Annotated in this window: 11 protein-coding genes; 9 read left to right on the top strand and 2 right to left on the bottom strand. The window is 42.8% G+C overall.

Features of this window, described 5'->3' with window-relative positions; translation table 11 throughout:
* Positions 1 to 100 precede the first annotated feature (100 nt).
* Entirely contained in the window at positions 101 to 2,314 is a 2,214-nt protein-coding gene (locus ACZND6_RS08915; protein ID WP_489524583.1) for a molybdopterin-containing oxidoreductase family protein, read from the top strand.
* Entirely contained in the window at positions 2,311 to 2,943 is a 633-nt protein-coding gene (locus tag ACZND6_RS08910) for a 4Fe-4S dicluster domain-containing protein (RefSeq protein WP_489524582.1), read from the top strand. The genes ACZND6_RS08915 and ACZND6_RS08910 overlap by 4 nt, the downstream gene beginning before the upstream one ends.
* An 84-nt stretch (positions 2,944 to 3,027) precedes the next feature.
* Here ACZND6_RS08910 and radA read toward each other — a convergent pair whose 3' ends face one another.
* Positions 3,028 to 4,479, bottom strand: a complete 1,452-nt coding sequence (radA, locus tag ACZND6_RS08905) for a DNA repair protein RadA (RefSeq protein ID WP_489524581.1) — start codon at positions 4,477 to 4,479, stop codon at positions 3,028 to 3,030.
* Between the two features lie 228 nt (positions 4,480 to 4,707).
* Here radA and wbaP point away from each other — a divergent pair, with 228 nt between their 5' ends.
* Genes wbaP through rfbD form a run of 4 tightly spaced genes read left to right on the top strand, consistent with a single transcriptional unit; the run spans position 4,708 to position 8,696 of the window.
* Positions 4,708 to 6,159 (top strand): undecaprenyl-phosphate galactose phosphotransferase WbaP, encoded by a 1,452-nt coding sequence (wbaP, locus tag ACZND6_RS08900; RefSeq protein ID WP_370747963.1) that lies wholly within the window; start codon positions 4,708 to 4,710, stop codon positions 6,157 to 6,159.
* A gap of 25 nt (positions 6,160 to 6,184) precedes the next feature.
* Positions 6,185 to 7,261: a dTDP-glucose 4,6-dehydratase gene (gene rfbB / locus ACZND6_RS08895; RefSeq protein WP_370747964.1), complete on the top strand. Its 1,077-nt coding sequence runs from the start codon at positions 6,185 to 6,187 to the stop codon at positions 7,259 to 7,261.
* A 47-nt stretch (positions 7,262 to 7,308) separates the two neighbouring features.
* The gene (rfbC, locus tag ACZND6_RS08890) at positions 7,309 to 7,857 is read left to right on the top strand and encodes a dTDP-4-dehydrorhamnose 3,5-epimerase (protein ID WP_370747966.1); all 549 of its coding nucleotides are present in this window, start codon (positions 7,309 to 7,311) and stop codon (positions 7,855 to 7,857) included.
* Positions 7,854 to 8,696 (top strand): dTDP-4-dehydrorhamnose reductase, encoded by an 843-nt coding sequence (gene rfbD / locus ACZND6_RS08885; RefSeq protein ID WP_337807888.1) that lies wholly within the window; start codon positions 7,854 to 7,856, stop codon positions 8,694 to 8,696. Before rfbC ends, rfbD begins: the two co-directional genes overlap by 4 nt.
* On the opposite strand, the gene ACZND6_RS08880 is transcribed toward rfbD, so the two are convergent.
* Positions 8,689 to 10,515, bottom strand: coding sequence for a sulfatase-like hydrolase/transferase (locus ACZND6_RS08880; RefSeq protein ID WP_370747968.1), 1,827 nt, complete (start codon positions 10,513 to 10,515; stop codon positions 8,689 to 8,691). The two genes, rfbD and ACZND6_RS08880, sit on opposite strands and share 8 nt — an antisense overlap.
* Before the next feature lie 219 nt (positions 10,516 to 10,734).
* Between ACZND6_RS08880 and ACZND6_RS08875 the strand changes: the two genes are divergently transcribed.
* The 3 genes from ACZND6_RS08875 to ACZND6_RS08865 all read left to right on the top strand — a co-directional run.
* Positions 10,735 to 12,936 (top strand): acyltransferase family protein, encoded by a 2,202-nt coding sequence (locus ACZND6_RS08875; RefSeq protein WP_489524580.1) that lies wholly within the window; start codon positions 10,735 to 10,737, stop codon positions 12,934 to 12,936.
* Positions 12,937 to 13,010: 74 nt separating this feature from the next.
* Positions 13,011 to 14,864 carry a sulfatase-like hydrolase/transferase gene (locus tag ACZND6_RS08870; RefSeq protein WP_369976242.1) on the top strand — a complete coding sequence of 618 codons (1,854 nt, stop codon included), beginning with the start codon at positions 13,011 to 13,013 and terminating at the stop codon, positions 14,862 to 14,864.
* An 11-nt stretch (positions 14,865 to 14,875) separates the two neighbouring features.
* Positions 14,876 to 15,546, top strand: a 671-nt coding sequence (locus tag ACZND6_RS08865) for a glycosyltransferase family 2 protein (RefSeq protein ID WP_489524579.1), incomplete at its 3' end; no start/stop codon positions are given.

Genomic DNA, 15,546 nt, shown 5'->3' with positions numbered 1-15,546 from the left:
CTTTCTAAGAATGCCGGACTACCCGAAGTTCAGAGAGATTGCGAGAGAGTTATTTATTAGAAACAACACCCCGGAATAACCGCAAGAAGGCAAAGCCATTATGTGTTCCCAAACCCTCAAGAGAAGATCGATCTTAAAAGGAATCCTAAGTACCGTTTCACTTCCTTCAACAGCCATTTTTAAGTCAGTTGCCGCAGCCGAAACTTCCTCAGACGAATGGACCGGTTATTCCATCTGTGACAACTGCAATCAAGTTCCGTCATGCGGCATAAAATTTAAAGCTTGCGGAAATATTATTCAGTCCATCGGCAATTGGAGTGAAAATCCCAGACACGTCCTCTGCTCCAAGGGGCTCTCCACTCTTCAGAGACTTTACAACCCGAATCGTTTGCTCTACCCGATGAAGCGAACTAATCCTAAAGGCAGCGACGATCCCGGTTTTGTGCGCTGCAGCTGGGATGAAGCTTATCGTATGATTGCCGAAAATCTGACTAGAATTAAAGCTAAAGACGGTGCTGATGCTGTGATGTTTTATATCGGCGATCCTAAGGAACCGCGTCCGCCGATTATGCGTCTTGCTCGTTACTTTGGCTCAGTTCATCTCGGAACTGAGTCCTCGGTCGCTTGTCGGGCAGCTTGTATGCAGGCTGAAATCCTCACATGGGGGCGTCCGTCTCAGGGATCCATGCCGAATGCAAAAACTAAATCTTTCATGGTGTTAGCCTCCAATGTCTGGTCGCGCCCGCTTGGATGGTGGCAGTCTCTGACCGCAGCCAAAAAACGCGGTTGCAAGATTATCGTAATTGATACCCGAAACACGAAAACCGCCCAGTTTGCCGATATTCATTTAGCACCAAAAGTAGGAACAGATGCAGCTCTGGCAATGGGCATAATTCGTGTTCTAATCAAAGAAAATCTTTATGACAAAGACTTTGTTGATAAATGGTGTCACGGCTTTGAAGAGCTTAAAAACTATTGTGAGTCTTTTACCCCAGAGCGTACGGAAGAAATTACCGGAGTTCCCGCTCAAAAGATCATTGATGCAGCCCGCATGTACGCCGACGGTCCCGGCTCATTTTCTCTGACATCTCAAAGCCTGACCCATAATTCCAACGGCGTCAACAATGCCCGAGCCTTACTTCTCATTCCGTGTATTCTCGGTTATATCGATATTCCCGGCGGTGTTAGTTTTCCGCTCTCACCGAAAGGGCTTCAGGCCTGCGGGATGGGGCTGCAGCCTAAATTCTATGAGGCTAAGTGGTGGAACGCCAAAGCTCAGAAGGACAGACGTCTTGACAAAGACTTTGTTCCGCTTTGGCATGACATGATGATCATGTACAACCCGAATCATCTTCCGGAATATATTGAAACAGGCAAAATCAAAGCCTTCTGCGGCTGGGGTTTCAATTCGTTCATTTGGCCGCAGCCCCAGCAGTATCAAGAAGCTTTAAAGAAACTCGACTTCGCTTTCTGCGCCGACTACTTCTATCGAAAAGAAAGCCACAGAGACATGGATCTCATCCTTCCGGCGGCAATGAATTTTGAACGCTATGCTCCTTTCGGTGTCTACGGTTCAAAATTTGCCCCGAGAACTCCTGTTAAACCGTTGGGTGAAGCCAAAGAAGACTGGCGAATTGCACTGGAGCTCGGATGTATCCTGGACGATCCGAAGCACTTTTTTAACGGAGATCCGGTTAAAGCGTGCAACGCCATTCTCAAGGACTGGGGCGCAGAGTACGAAGCCGCAGTGGCTGCTTTGCCTGAGGTTTCCTCGCTGGAATGCAGAAAGAACGAACCGAAAAAATATGAAAAAGGGCTGCTTAGACCGGATGGACAAGCCGGCTTTAATACGCCTACGGGCAAGATCGAGCTCTTCTCAACACGATGTGCAAAATTTGGTTTCGACGGTCTGCCGGTCTATAAACCGATGATGCAGCCCGACGGTCGCTTTAATCTAAGAATGATCAACGGGGCTCGCAAGCCATACATCACCCATTCTAAGACTCGTTCGGATGCTCCTTATTTATTAGAACTCGAACCGTACAGCACGATTACTATGCATCCGAATGATGCTTCTGCGAGAGGTTTATCAGACGGAGATCGTGTTGAAATCTTCAGTCCTTTCGGAGGTCCGGTTAAGGCAAATTTAGAAGTATCGATTCTAGTTCCCCCCGGAACAATAGACGCTCAGTACGGTTGGAAAGGTGAAGAAGACACGCAAAGACTCGTTCCGAGACAATGGGATCCCCTCTCCGGATATGCGCCGTATTTTGAAGTCAATGTAGAAGTTAAAAAAGTTGGGAGCCAAAAATGAGTCGAATGGGAATTATTGTCAATGTCGATGAATGTATCGGCTGCCACGCCTGTTTCATTGCCTGTAAGCAGGAGAATCAAATCTCACCGAATATTCAATGGAATCGTATCCGTAAAGTTGAAAATAGAGAGAAAAACATCATTAATTATTTCCGTGCCTCGTGCCAGCACTGCGAGGATCCGGCCTGTCTAAAAGTTTGTCCGATGAAGGCGGTTTACAAAGGACCTCACGGAGAGATTCTGATTGATCAGGATAAATGTATTGCCTGCAAGGCATGCTTAGCCGCTTGCCCCTATGGAATGCCGATGTTCAATGATCAGAAACAGACAAGTTATTTCGGTGAAAAACAGCCTTTATTTTCACCGTCTAATCCTCCGACCAAAAACGCCCAACCCGGAAAAGCAGAACACTGTACGCTATGTTCTCATCGTCTGGCTAAAGGCAAAGAACCGGCTTGCGTGGAAATCTGTCCGGCAAAAGCGCTTACCTTAGTTGATTTTGACACGCCCACTGAAAAACAGAAAAAGCTCCTCGCCAAAGCTGTCAAGCTAAAAGCCGGAGTTGATACGAAACCTAGAGTTCGCTATATCTGCAGCAATATGGATTTCCGGGAGGTTGCTCTGAAATAGAAACTGAATATCGAGAAATTAGCAACACTCTTATTTGGGCTGATGCAAAGTTCGGTTTAGCCAAATTTTGCATCAGTCCGTTATTTATTCATCGGGATATCTTTCGTCATCATGCGACACCCGAGAAGATCCGAATACGACTTTGACTGCATCTCTAAGATTATCCACCCCGATAATCTCAACACCCGGAATGTCAGTCGCTTTGTTCTTGAGTGGAACAATGATCCTCGTAAAACCTAACTTAGAGGCTTCTTTGATACGTTCCTGCCCTCTGGAGACCGGCCGAATCTCACCACCCAAGCCCACTTCTCCGAAAATCGCCGTCTTACTGCTAACTGCCTGATTCGTCATCGAAGAAACAATCGCGATAAGCACAGCTAAGTCACTCGCCGTTTCATTGATCTTAATGCCGCCGACAGCATTCAGAAAAACATCTTGGTCATAGGTTGAAAGAGTCACATGACGATGCAAAATTGCAAGAAGCATCGTGAGACGCTGGGCATCGGTACCGACGGTCAAGCGTTTAGGATTCGGGAGCATGGATTTGTCAACCAAAGCTTGAATCTCGATAAGGATCGGGCGCGTACCCTCTAAATTAATGAAGGTCACGCTTCCCGCGACCCCTTCTCTTCTTTCTGCCAGAAAAAGAGCCGAAGGATTTCTGACACCGCGCAACCCTTTGTCTGTCATACCGAAAACACCTATTTCGTTGACAGAACCGAAACGATTCTTACAGGCACGAAGAATACGGTAGTTGGATTCAGGATCGCCTTCAAAATAAAGAACGGTGTCCACCATATGTTCTAAGACACGAGGACCGGCCATTGCCCCTTCTTTCGTGACGTGACCGACGAAGATAACGCCGATGCCCTTGCGCTTGGCGATTCGCGTCAATCGAGCAGCACACTCTTTAACCTGAGAAACGGAACCCGGCGCCGCACTTAAATCCTCGGAAAAGAGCGTTTGAATCGAGTCAATGACAACCCATTGAGGACTTGTTTCCTCGATGATGGCCTCGATTTTTTCAAGTTGAATTTCGCTGATAAATTTCAAACCTTTTGTATTGACTCCGAGACGCTGTGCACGAAGAGCAACTTGGGTCGGACTCTCTTCGCCGCTCGCATAGAGGCAAACTTGTCCAAGAGCAACCATTTTGCACATTGCTTGAAGAAGCAGCGTGGATTTACCGATACCCGGATCTCCGCCGATTAACACTACGGAACCGGGGACAAAGCCTCCGCCGAGCGCACGTTCAAGTTCACTGAATCCGATCAAGATTCGAGGACTTTCTTTGGCTTCGATTTCTGATAGGTCAAGAATGTCGCTGGTTCCCGCAAGCGCGGCTCTGCCCCTTCCGGCAGAAGCTGAAGCGGCTTGCTCTGCACGAGCATAACGGTTGGAAGATTCCGCTTCGATCCGGAATTCCTTCATCGTGTTGTAAGCTTTGCAGGAAGGACATTGCCCGAACCATTTAGGAGCATCGTAACCGCACTCTGAGCAGACCCATGCAGTTTTAGCTTTGGTTTTACTTGCCATATTTTTCTCGAATAATTCGGTTCTATTCTAATAGGCATGAATTTATCCTAATAAACGACATTTGATGTCGCTTACCTTTCTTATGCGTGATTTGTTTTGAAAACTCTCGTGAAACTCGGCTTTTCGATCCTTTTAGTCTTTGGCAAGAAAGCTTTTTGTTCGATAAAAAGAGGCAACGGAGTAAAATTCAGTCGTTAGTTGATTCAAATTATCTCGATTAAGCAATAAATGGCACACCCCACGATCTCTTTCACCGACAGGTACAGTTCGACTCTGCAGCCTCTGCTCCTGCTGGCTACGGATTATGTGGCCATTATTATTGCCGAATGGTGCGCAGTCGGAGGCAGAGACATTGTTCTTGATTTCCTAGAAAGAAAGAACGATTGGTTTGAGTTGAACAATTTTTATTTCTATCTATTTGTTCCTCTCATTTTTATGGTTTTCCTCCATTGGGGGAGAACTTATATTCGTTTGCTCTCCATTGGAGAAATGATCCGAAGAACCTTCTATTCGGTGATCTACGCTATCGTCGTGTCGATTGTCGTTCTGTTCATCGCAGGTAAGGCTCCTGTTGTATCTCGTCTTTTTATCGCATTCCTAGGCTGCTTCGTTTTCGTTTTTGTTTGCGGCTCTCGCCTTCTTGTTCGTTACCTCTGTAACCGTGCCAATATCCTTTTAGAACCGACGATCATCATCGGATCCGACGACACTGCAAAACGCGTCTTGAACTATTCCGCGACAAACTCCTTTTTTGGAATCAAAGTCGTAGGAATTATCGATGATAAAACTTCTGGGACCGCCCTAGAAGGAAAATACCCCCGGCTCGGCTCTACGGACAAGGCCGCAAGAATTATCCTTCGGACAGGAGTACAAAACATCCTGATCCTGGCCCCGAGAATGGAAAAACGGCGGCTTTACACGCTTATTGATGAAATTTTTCCTCTGGTTAAGAATATTTCCTTCGTACCGGAAACGGAGGAGCTGCCTGTATCCAATATGGAAATGCACAGACTGTATTCTGAAAATCTTGTCGTCATTTCCGTTAAAAATAATCTCTCACGGTGGTACAACCAATTCTTTAAGAGAGCATTCGATCTATCGGTCGCAACCGTCGGGACGATTGCGATTTCACCGATTCTTTTAGGGATCGCCATTGCCATCAAAGCCTCAAGTCCGGGACCGGCCTTTTACGCTCATCGGCGTATCGGTAAAGACGGTATTTATTTCAACTGTTATAAATTCCGCTCAATGGTGGTCGACTCCGACAGGCGCTTACAAGAATATTTACGTGCCAACCCTGAAGCGGCAAAAGAGTGGGAAGAGACGCATAAACTCAAGCATGATCCGAGAGTGACTAAGATCGGAGCATTCCTTCGTAAAACTTCGCTTGATGAATTGCCTCAGCTTTTTAATGTCATTCGCGGTCAAATGAGTCTTGTCGGCCCAAGGCCTATCGTGGATGAGGAAGTCATTAAATATGACGTCTTCTTTTCCGATTACACAATGGTTAGACCCGGGATGACAGGCTTATGGCAGACAAGCGGTCGAAGTGATACCTCCTACAGTCGCCGAGTCCGATTGGATGCTTGGTATGTGCGCAATTGGAACATCTGGCTGGACATCAGTCTACTGGTTAAGACTGTGAGAGTTGTCCTATCCTCCCACTCCGGAGCTTATTGATCTCGACTGGAAGATTAGATAAACAATGAAATTTTTAGTCACCGGCGGCGCGGGTTTTATCGGCTCCTGCTTTATCCTTCAAAGGATTGCAAACGGAGATTCCGTTCTTAATCTCGATAAGCTAACTTACGCAGGCAATCCTGAAAACTTGTCCTCAATAGCCGATCATCCAAATTATTATTTTGTCCAAGGAGATATTGCCGACAAGTCTTCGACCGCAAAAATATTCCGCGACTTCAAACCGGAGTTTGTCGTTAACTTTGCAGCAGAAAGCCACGTAGATCGCTCTATCTTGGAGCCGGAAGCCTTCCTTCAAACCAATGTCATTGGCACTACCCGTCTACTCTCTTCGGCCTTGGACTACTGGAATCATTTGTGCAAAGCCGGAAAGGACAGTTTTAGATTTCTTCATGTTTCCACCGATGAAGTGTTTGGTTCACTTGGTAAGAAAGATCCCTCATTCACGGAATCGAGTCCTTACAGACCTAACAGCCCCTACTCTGCTTCCAAAGCGTCCGCAGATCATTTCGTCCGTGCTTTTAATCGGACCTATGGCCTACCGACGTTAATAACGCATTGCTCTAATAATTACGGCCCTCGGCAGTACCCTGAAAAACTAATTCCACTTATGGTATTAAATGCTGTCGCAGGTAAAGAACTTCCTGTTTACGGTGACGGGGCGAATATTCGGGACTGGATCCATGTTGAAGATCATTGTTCTGCTATTGATCTTGTTGTCAGGAACGCAGCTCCCGGAGCCGTGTATAACATCGGCGGAAATTCAGAGTTTTCAAACTTAGAGATTGTTCGGGCAATTACTGAAATTCTTGATGAGGTTAGTCCAAGAAAAGACGGCTATTCGTACTTCGATCAGATTCGTTTCGTTAAGGATAGGCCCGGACATGATTTTCGTTATGCCATAAACAGCAACAAAATATTTAAAGAACTTGGCTGGAAACCTTCTTACTCCTTCCAAGCCGGACTCAGAGAGACTGTGCTCTGGTACCTGAGTAATCCGGAGTGGATTAAGAACGTCAAAAATAAGCACTACAGTGACTGGATGAAATTAAATTATGAAGACCAGCGTTCAAGGAGCGACTAATCTTCTCGGATCCTCCGCCGGTCTTTAGGATTTCTTACTTACTAATTATGAGAATCAAACATTTCGAGATTGAAGGTTTAATCGAATTTTTTCCCGACATTCATAAGGATGACCGCGGGTGTTTTGTCGAAACATGGCAGGAAACTCGTTATCAAAAACTTGGTATTTCCAGTCATTTCGTTCAAGACAACTTTTCCTTTTCATGCTTTGGAACGTTAAGAGGACTGCATTTTCAGAAAAAATATCCGCAAGGAAAGCTCATTACTGCTATAGAGGGAGAAGTCTTTGACGTCGCTGTAGATTTAAGAAGAAGTTCTCCGACGTTTGGTAGATGGCAAAGCGTTGTTTTAAACGGGATAGACAAAAACCAACTTTGGATTCCTCCTGGGTTTGCCCATGGTTTTTTCGTTTTAAGTCCTAAAGCCTTAGTCACCTATAAATGCACTGACTTTTATCATCCCAGCGATGAGGGATGCATTAAATGGAATGATCCGGATGTCGGAATTGATTGGCCAATAAATACAAATCCGACACTAAGCCCCAAGGACGCTTGCGCCCCGTCCTTTCGAACCTTCACCTCAGGTTTAGTCTCATGAAGATATTGATTACGGGGTCAACCGGTTTGCTTGGGAGAGAGCTTGTCAAAAAATTCAGCCGACACTCGCTTCTCCTCCCGTCTTCAAACGAACTTAACGTCACAAATGCAGCCCAGGTCTATCGTTTTTGTCGGGAGAACAAACCCGACGTCATTATCCATAGTGCTGCTTATACAAATGTAGATGCCTGTGAGATGAAGCCTGAACTTGCTTTCGCTATAAATGCAGATGGCAGTAAAAACATAGCTCGAGCCGCTTGCGAGTCAGGTGCCAGGCTCGTTGGAATTTCAAGTGATTATGTTTTTGACGGAAAGCTTAAAAGGCCTTACAGCGAATACGATGTCCCCTTTGGCCCCTTGTCCGTTTACGGCCAAAGTAAACTGTTAGGTGAGCAAAACATTCAAAACAGCTGCGATAACTGGGTGATAGTGAGGGTTAGTTGGCTTTATGGTGAGGGCGGTAAAAACTTTGTCTCGACAATGCTTAAAGCCGCTAGAAGCGGCTTGCCTGAAATAAAGGTCGTAAATGATCAAATCGGGAATCCAACGAGCACGGTTTCTGCAGCTGCTGCGATTGAAAGACTTCTTAAAACTGATTTCCGGGGGATCGTCCATGCAACCTGTGAAGGTGAGGCCAGCTGGTTTGACTTCGCTCAAGAAATATTTAGGGCTGCAGGTATCAATCAAAAAGTAGTTCCGTGCACTACAGAAGAATATCCTCGCCCAGCGCCCAGACCACGAAATTCGAGACTAGAGAACCGAGTTCTTCGAGAGCTGCAGCTTCCTCCGATGTTGGATTGGCGAAAAGAACTCAGCTTGCGAATAGGGTCGCTCATTTAACATACCTTGAATTTTCCTTTAAGACCTCGGATAAATACGGCGGGATTGTTCTGTCTTTGGTCGGACGATATGTTTTGTCTAAAAACTCCAACGCTCCCGCTGCATTAATTAAGACAATGCGGTGAGGCTCGACGAAAGCGTCCCGACTCCAGCCTGTGGAATACACCCAGTCTCTTCTTCCTGCTTCTTTCCAAATAGAAGTTCCGACCGAGTAATCCTGAGTGGGGTTAGAACATCCAAGCACCTCCGGCAGAAGCGTAGGAACTAAATCCAAGTGTGAAGTCACATACTCAACATTGGCCGATTTTTTACCAGGCCAATGGATCACCAAGGGAACTTTTATCTGAGCGTCTGTAAAGTTTCCGCCGTGCCCCCAAAAATTCAGTTTATTGTCATTGAATTCATCGCCGTGGTCTGAACTGATCACTACTATCGTGTTGTCTAACAAGTTCTTGCTATTTAAGTAATCCAAAACCTCTTGAATCAAATCATCCGTATAACGAACGGCGTTTTTGTATCGAGCAAGATAGGGAGCAGGATCGAATGAGTTATTCAGCTCCATATGATTGACCGATTTCCAGTAAGGTTTGAAGACTTCGTATTTTTCGCCCGGAGGAAACTGGTATCCGTGTACAGAATCTAAGAATATGAAGCTGAAGAAACGAGATCCCGGTTTTAATCCGGATTGCCATTTTTTGAAATCTTCCACAGCAAAAGCATCAGACTCTACCGACGAATCCCCTCGGGGGTATACGTTCAGATCGCGAACTGTAGAAAAAATTGACTTATGGAACTCGGGCATATTTAAGGGAGCTCCGGTAAAAATGCCGATTTCATAATTTCGCGTCTGCAGCGCTGAAATTAAAATCCCCGGTGTTCCGGATGTCAGAGAACTTGTCCAATATTTTCCCGGCAGTCCCGTGAACAAAGAAAAAATGCCATGCCTAGTGTTATTCCCGTTCGAGTAATGGTTATTGAATCTGACGTTTTCTTGTGCAAACTTCCATGTATTAGGCATGACTTCTTTTGTTAACATGTCATACCTTAGCGTATCCACGAAAAGAAACAGTATGTTGTAATCCTGACCATTGTGGCACCTCAATGGATTTAATGGGTAATTCATCAAGCCGCCTTCGCTAAAATTGACCTTCTTTGTGTCTATGGCCTTCCTATCGACAAAACCATACTTCTGAAGCAGAGTATTCATTCTGAGAGGTCTAGCTAGAGGGATCTTGTCAAAGACGGAAATCAGTCGATTATTGAAGTTTGCAAACCCCCAGGAATAGCTGAAATTTGAAACGGCAAAAGCTGTTAGGCCAAGGGCGAAAAACGCATAGACGGTTTTTTTGTACTTTGAAAAACAAAATGAAAGCCTTGCAAACCAGTAAGAGAGAAGCAAGATTGCAAGAATCATCAGCCCTATTTCGCCTAACATTCTAGGAGAAAAGGACACGATTCTTCCTCCGCCAAATAAAGTCATTTGAATCATTGCCAAATTCAAATGTGTTCGGTATAAAGGGTATACAAACGAATCGGTTAGGGAGAAGATCAACAGAGAGGAGTCGATGAGAATAAAGAGTGTAAGCACAGTTTTTCGTAACTCCTTGACCAAGGGGTAAGTCAGGAGCAAGATTTCAAAAAACAATGCCAACAAGGCAAAAAGGCCGATTGTGTAACTCAAGAAAATGAAGATTTGGATTGAGCTCCATTCGGATAAGACACCAGCATTACTAACACTTCTTAGACCAAACAATCCAGCTACCAAGGCTACAAACAGCGCATTGACAGCGTAAATTGCTATAAAGGGTTTCCTCTTCATTTATTCTTAATACCTGATAATGACGGGTAATTATCTAACGTCGAAAAAACGTATTGTATGTTGTTTTAAAAGTGCCTTATGAAAAAGAAAACTAACCCCAAGATTTATCAATTGGAGTAAAGAAAAACAAGGCGAGCCCATTAAAATTAACAATCGTTTATAAAAACAATCGATTGAATAATTTAAAATCCCGATGATTAAATTGAATGCCCTTGTGCCATGACGCCCATTAAAACAAGTTTACCCCCCCCCTCCACAAGAACCGCTGACGATAATATGATCGTTGCAAAGACTTTCACGGGTACACATATCAATAATTTAGCTCTCACATATCCGCTGATTTATTTTCGAACGAATGGTCGTAGAGGCATGCAAAACATTCTGATTGGATGTAAAAAATTACTCAAAGAATGGTTTTCTCCAGTGTATTCTTCGCCTTTTGTCAACAGCGGTTATAGAGCAGACATTGACGGACTAAGAGCGATTGCAATCCTAGCCGTTATTTTTTTTCATGCTTTCCCTGAATATATCACTGGAGGTTTCGTAGGGGTAGATGTTTTTTTTATTATTTCGGGGTACTTAATCACTGGAATAATTTATCGAGCTCTCATAAAAAATTCCTTTTCCTTCTCGGATTTTTATGCACGAAGAATTAGAAGAATATTTCCTGCATTGCTCTTTTTACTTGTGATAATCACTATTATTACGCTGCCTTTTCTTACATTCGGAGAAAGAATTCAATTAGGCAAACAAATTAAATGGGCGTCATTTTTTTCTGAAAATATCTACATAGTCAAACAGGGAGCTGGCTACTTTGCATTGAAAACCGAACTGATGCCTTTGATGCATCTTTGGTCCCTGGGAGTAGAAGAGCAATACTACATCATTTACCCTCTTCTTTGTTTCATCATCTGGAAAATAAATAAAAATTGGATCCTGGCCTCCTTGTTATTTTTCTCTGTTGCCTCATTTTTTTCCTCTGTCCTTTTGTTCGATTACTTTCCGAATGGCACCTTCTTTTTGCTTCATTCACGATTTTGGGAGCTCTGCTTAGGCGGGATATTGGCAATTTTTCATCAGAAAGGTTTTAATGACATTCCCATTCTTGATTCAAAAAAACACCAAGAATTTTTTTCTTTTATGGGGCTTACTTTTATCTTATTAGGAATTTTCTTATTTAATAATAGGATGGAGTACCCTGGAGTCCTCACACTATTACCGACCTTGGGAACCTGCCTTATAATAGCCTCCCCTAAGGCCACAATTAACCGTTATTTGAGTATTAAATCCTTTGTTTTTATTGGCTTAATCAGTTACACGTGGTACCTATGGCATTGGCCATTCCTTGCTCTCGTAAGAAGCCTGAATAAAGGGGAACTACCTTCTTTTGAATTCCGATTGCTTCTTATCTTTATTAGCCTTCTCTTTGCATTATTTAGTTACTTTTACATTGAATTTCCAATCCGGAAGAAGAAGTTAAATTTTGTTTTGATAACTTCTCTTTGTGTGCTAATGGGGATAACTGGGATGTTGGGATCTCTTGCGCCACGAACTTCTTTCATTTTTCCAGAGTCTTATCAAAAATTTGTGAACTTTGAAAAAAATAAAAAAAATTCTTTCCGTAACAACGCCTGTGATGAGATCCCTTTACAGAACGTCAGGTATTGTTGGAAATCTGGTGATTCACCTGCCGAATGGGCGATTATCGGAGATTCTCATGCAAAACAACTAGCTACCGGCCTAGGCAAACTTACTTCTGCACCTATCATCATATTAGGAAATCCGGGAGATCCTCCCTTGTTAGGTGTCAAGAATCCCCGAACTTTTAAACTAGAAACTTCAGAAGAGATCCCGTCAAGTAATATTATTCATTGGATCGCCAAAAGCCCGTCTATCAAATTTGTAATTCTCTCAGCACGATGGGAGAGGTTCTCTAGCCAATTTAGATACTCCTTTGATAATAAACCTGTAAGAAGTGGTCATCTTAATATTTTCGAAAAACAGCTCGTTAAGACCATTCAGCTTTTAAAGAATTCAGGAAAAGAAGTGTTTGTACTTTTAGACAATCCTCATTTGCCATTTGATATCGAAGACTGTTTTTCTTTAAGACCAATTGAAACAAATAAACCCTCTACTTGCTCTTTTCCCGCTTCTGAAGGAAATGAAACTGTCGATCTTTATAACAAGGTTGTTACTAAAGTAACGAGCCAATTAAATGTTCCTCTCATCAATCCCTCTTCGGTCTTTTGTGAAGACGGAGTTTGCAAGGCTGAAATGAACGGACGTCTCTTGTATGAGGACAGAGACCATTTATCAGATTTTGGAGCCTCTGAAGTAGCAAAAAAAATTATCGAAGATATTAATAGCACTCGAAAAGAAGAGACTTTATTACCACTTAAACCTTCTCCTTCAGAGGGATAACAAAATTTATAGCCTCCAAAACACACATTTTTTATTGAGATATCATTAAGAATCAAGTGAATTTTGAAAGAAAAATGCAAACGACAAGAAAACAATTTCAAGGCCGGAGTAAGCAGAAACTTTTTTCCTCCTATCTACTCTTCTCTCTTTTTATCGGCCTGGTCCTCTCAGTTCTTTCCTTTCGGTATATTGAAGTAGCCGACAATAGTCTTATAGGACCCTTGTCCTTAATCTACATATTCGCTTATTCTTTTTTTTATTACGCCGTCTTAATTTTCGCCATCTTATCTCCTCTTCTTATATTTTCGTTTCTTGGATTTAGGCGATTATTTTCTTACTTAACCGTGATGATAGCTTCTATAGTTGTCATCCTCTTTTTAGCTGACACTTTCGTTTATCAACAATTCAGGATGCACCTGAATTTGGCTATGCTGCAAATGACCCTATTTGGCGATGGGCAAGTTGTTCAGTTTGACACGAAAATGTGGATAGAGATCATCCTTATCTCTTTGGTTTGTTTTCTGTCCACTACCGGCCTATTTCTGATTGCCTCCAGCCTATCCAAGCGATTAAACAAAAAATTTTGTGTTTTAGCTATAACTTTTGTGCTTTTAGGAAGTATTTCCTGTCAGCTAATTTTTGGATTTTCGTTCGCAAAAAATATTTCACAAGTTACACAAGTTTCTTATCTCTTGCCACTTAATCGGCCTCTTAGATTCAACAAGCTACTTGTCAAGATTGGAGCCGTCTCGAAAGAAGAAGTTCGGCGCTTTGATCTCAACTCGAAAAAAGGATTAATGAACTATCCTATTAATCCTCTGGTCTGCAAAGGGGGAAATAATTACAACATCCTCTTTTTATTTGTTGATTCTCTTCGTTTTGACATGGTTGCACAAGATACCATGCCCAATATCTTTGAATTCTCTTCCTCTGCAATTCGCTTTCCAGAGCATTTTTCTGGCGGTATAAACACAAGGCACGGCATTTTTTCTTTATTTACCGGACTGCCGGGACTATATTGGGAAAAATCTTTGCAAACACATTCTGGTTCTGCCTTAATCACTGCACTCCAATCCCGTGGTTACCAAATTGGCCTGTTTTCCAGCGCTCCTTTGACAATGCCAGAGTTTAACAAAACCATCTTCACAGATATCCATAACCTTAGAGAAAGCTCAAAAGGCGCCAATACATTAGAAAGAGACGAAAATGCAATCTCTGACCTATCCAATTGGCTGAAGAAAAGAGATCCGTCCTCTCCTTTTTTCGCCTTCCTTTTTCTTGATGCTGTCCACTCCACACAATTTCCGGAAGGGAAGGAAAACGAAAAATTTAAGCCATATTGGAAGAACGTAAATCAATTAGAACTTTCTAATGACTTTGATGCCTCTCTTTACTTCAATCGTTACAAGAATTCGGTCCATTTTGTGGACAGTCAACTCGGTAAATTACTCAAAAAATTACCGGGGATGATCGATTTAGACCAGACGATCATTGTTATAAGCTCGGACCATGGGGAAGAATTTAACGATAACAAATTAAATTACTGGGGGCACAATGGTAACTTTACGAAATACCAAGCCCAAGTGCCTTTTATTGTGAAGTGGCCCGGGAAGGAAAATATCAGCATCAATTACAGGACATCAATGTTGGATGTCGTTCCGACAATTCTTCAAGAAGTCTTAGGATGTGAAAATCCTATCGATGACTACTCATTAGGAAAGAATCTTTTCTCGCCTGATGAAAAACGTAAATGGTTATACGTTAGTAATTATTCAAACGATGCATTCTTGGAAGAGAATCGTATTGTCCTCATCAATGAGTTGGGAATCCTTCAATTCTTAGATCCTCATTACAGGCCGTCAAAAGATCAAACGATCCCACCATATTTTTCACAAATCTTAAAAGACTCAAGTCGATACGCAAAATAGGTCTCACCAACATGATTGAATGCATTAAAATTTTTAATAAGTTGCCTCTTTCAGTGGTAATTGTGGCAAAAAACGAAGAAAATCGGCTCCCTTCATGTCTTGCTGCCTGTTCTTTTGCAAAGGAAATCATTCTAGTAGATGACGAGAGTACAGATAGAACTAGAGAGATAGCTGAAGCTTTTGGCGCCAGAGTATTCAAGAAAAAAATGAGAAACTGGGGGGAGCAACAAACATTTGCCATTAAGCAGGCAACCCAACCTTGGCTTCTTCTACTCGACTGCGACGAAATCATTAATGAGGAACTTGCAGATTCAATTCGAAAAGCCGTTGAAAGCAACGAAAATTTTTCTTATGAAATTAAAAGAGTAAACCGTTTTAAAAATTTCAAAGCAACTCATGGTAGCCTGAGATCCGATTGGGTTCCTCGTTTAATGAAAAATAAAGACGTAGAGGTAATTGGACAAGTCCATCCCCACATTGTTTACCCCTTTAAACTCCGAAAACTCAAAGGTCATGTAGATCATTACACTTACACAAGCATCGACGCATACTATGAAAAAATGAATAAATATTGCCGGCTAAGTGCTGAAAAATATTTAGCGGAAGGAAAAAGCATTTATTTCTTTAGAGATATTGTTTTTAGACCAGCTTGGGCTGCATTCAAAGTCTATTTTATAAATTT

Source organism: Parasutterella sp. (assembly GCF_057870745.1).
Note: the sequence above shows the minus strand (reverse complement) of the source record. Positions and strands in the feature narration are given on the sequence as shown.

Coding starts and splice junctions, on each gene's coding strand:
- rfbC (WP_370747966.1), top strand. CDS start 7,309: ATGAGAATCAAACATTTCGAGATTGAAGGTTTAATCGAATTTTTTCCC.
- rfbB (WP_370747964.1), top strand. CDS start 6,185: ATGAAATTTTTAGTCACCGGCGGCGCGGGTTTTATCGGCTCCTGCTTT.
- ACZND6_RS08910 (WP_489524582.1), top strand. CDS start 2,311: ATGAGTCGAATGGGAATTATTGTCAATGTCGATGAATGTATCGGCTGC.
- wbaP (WP_370747963.1), top strand. CDS start 4,708: ATGGCACACCCCACGATCTCTTTCACCGACAGGTACAGTTCGACTCTG.
- ACZND6_RS08915 (WP_489524583.1), top strand. CDS start 101: ATGTGTTCCCAAACCCTCAAGAGAAGATCGATCTTAAAAGGAATCCTA.
- rfbD (WP_337807888.1), top strand. CDS start 7,854: ATGAAGATATTGATTACGGGGTCAACCGGTTTGCTTGGGAGAGAGCTT.
- ACZND6_RS08870 (WP_369976242.1), top strand. CDS start 13,011: ATGCAAACGACAAGAAAACAATTTCAAGGCCGGAGTAAGCAGAAACTT.
- ACZND6_RS08875 (WP_489524580.1), top strand. CDS start 10,735: ATGACGCCCATTAAAACAAGTTTACCCCCCCCCTCCACAAGAACCGCT.
- ACZND6_RS08880 (WP_370747968.1), bottom strand. CDS start 10,515: ATGAAGAGGAAACCCTTTATAGCAATTTACGCTGTCAATGCGCTGTTT.
- radA (WP_489524581.1), bottom strand. CDS start 4,479: ATGGCAAGTAAAACCAAAGCTAAAACTGCATGGGTCTGCTCAGAGTGC.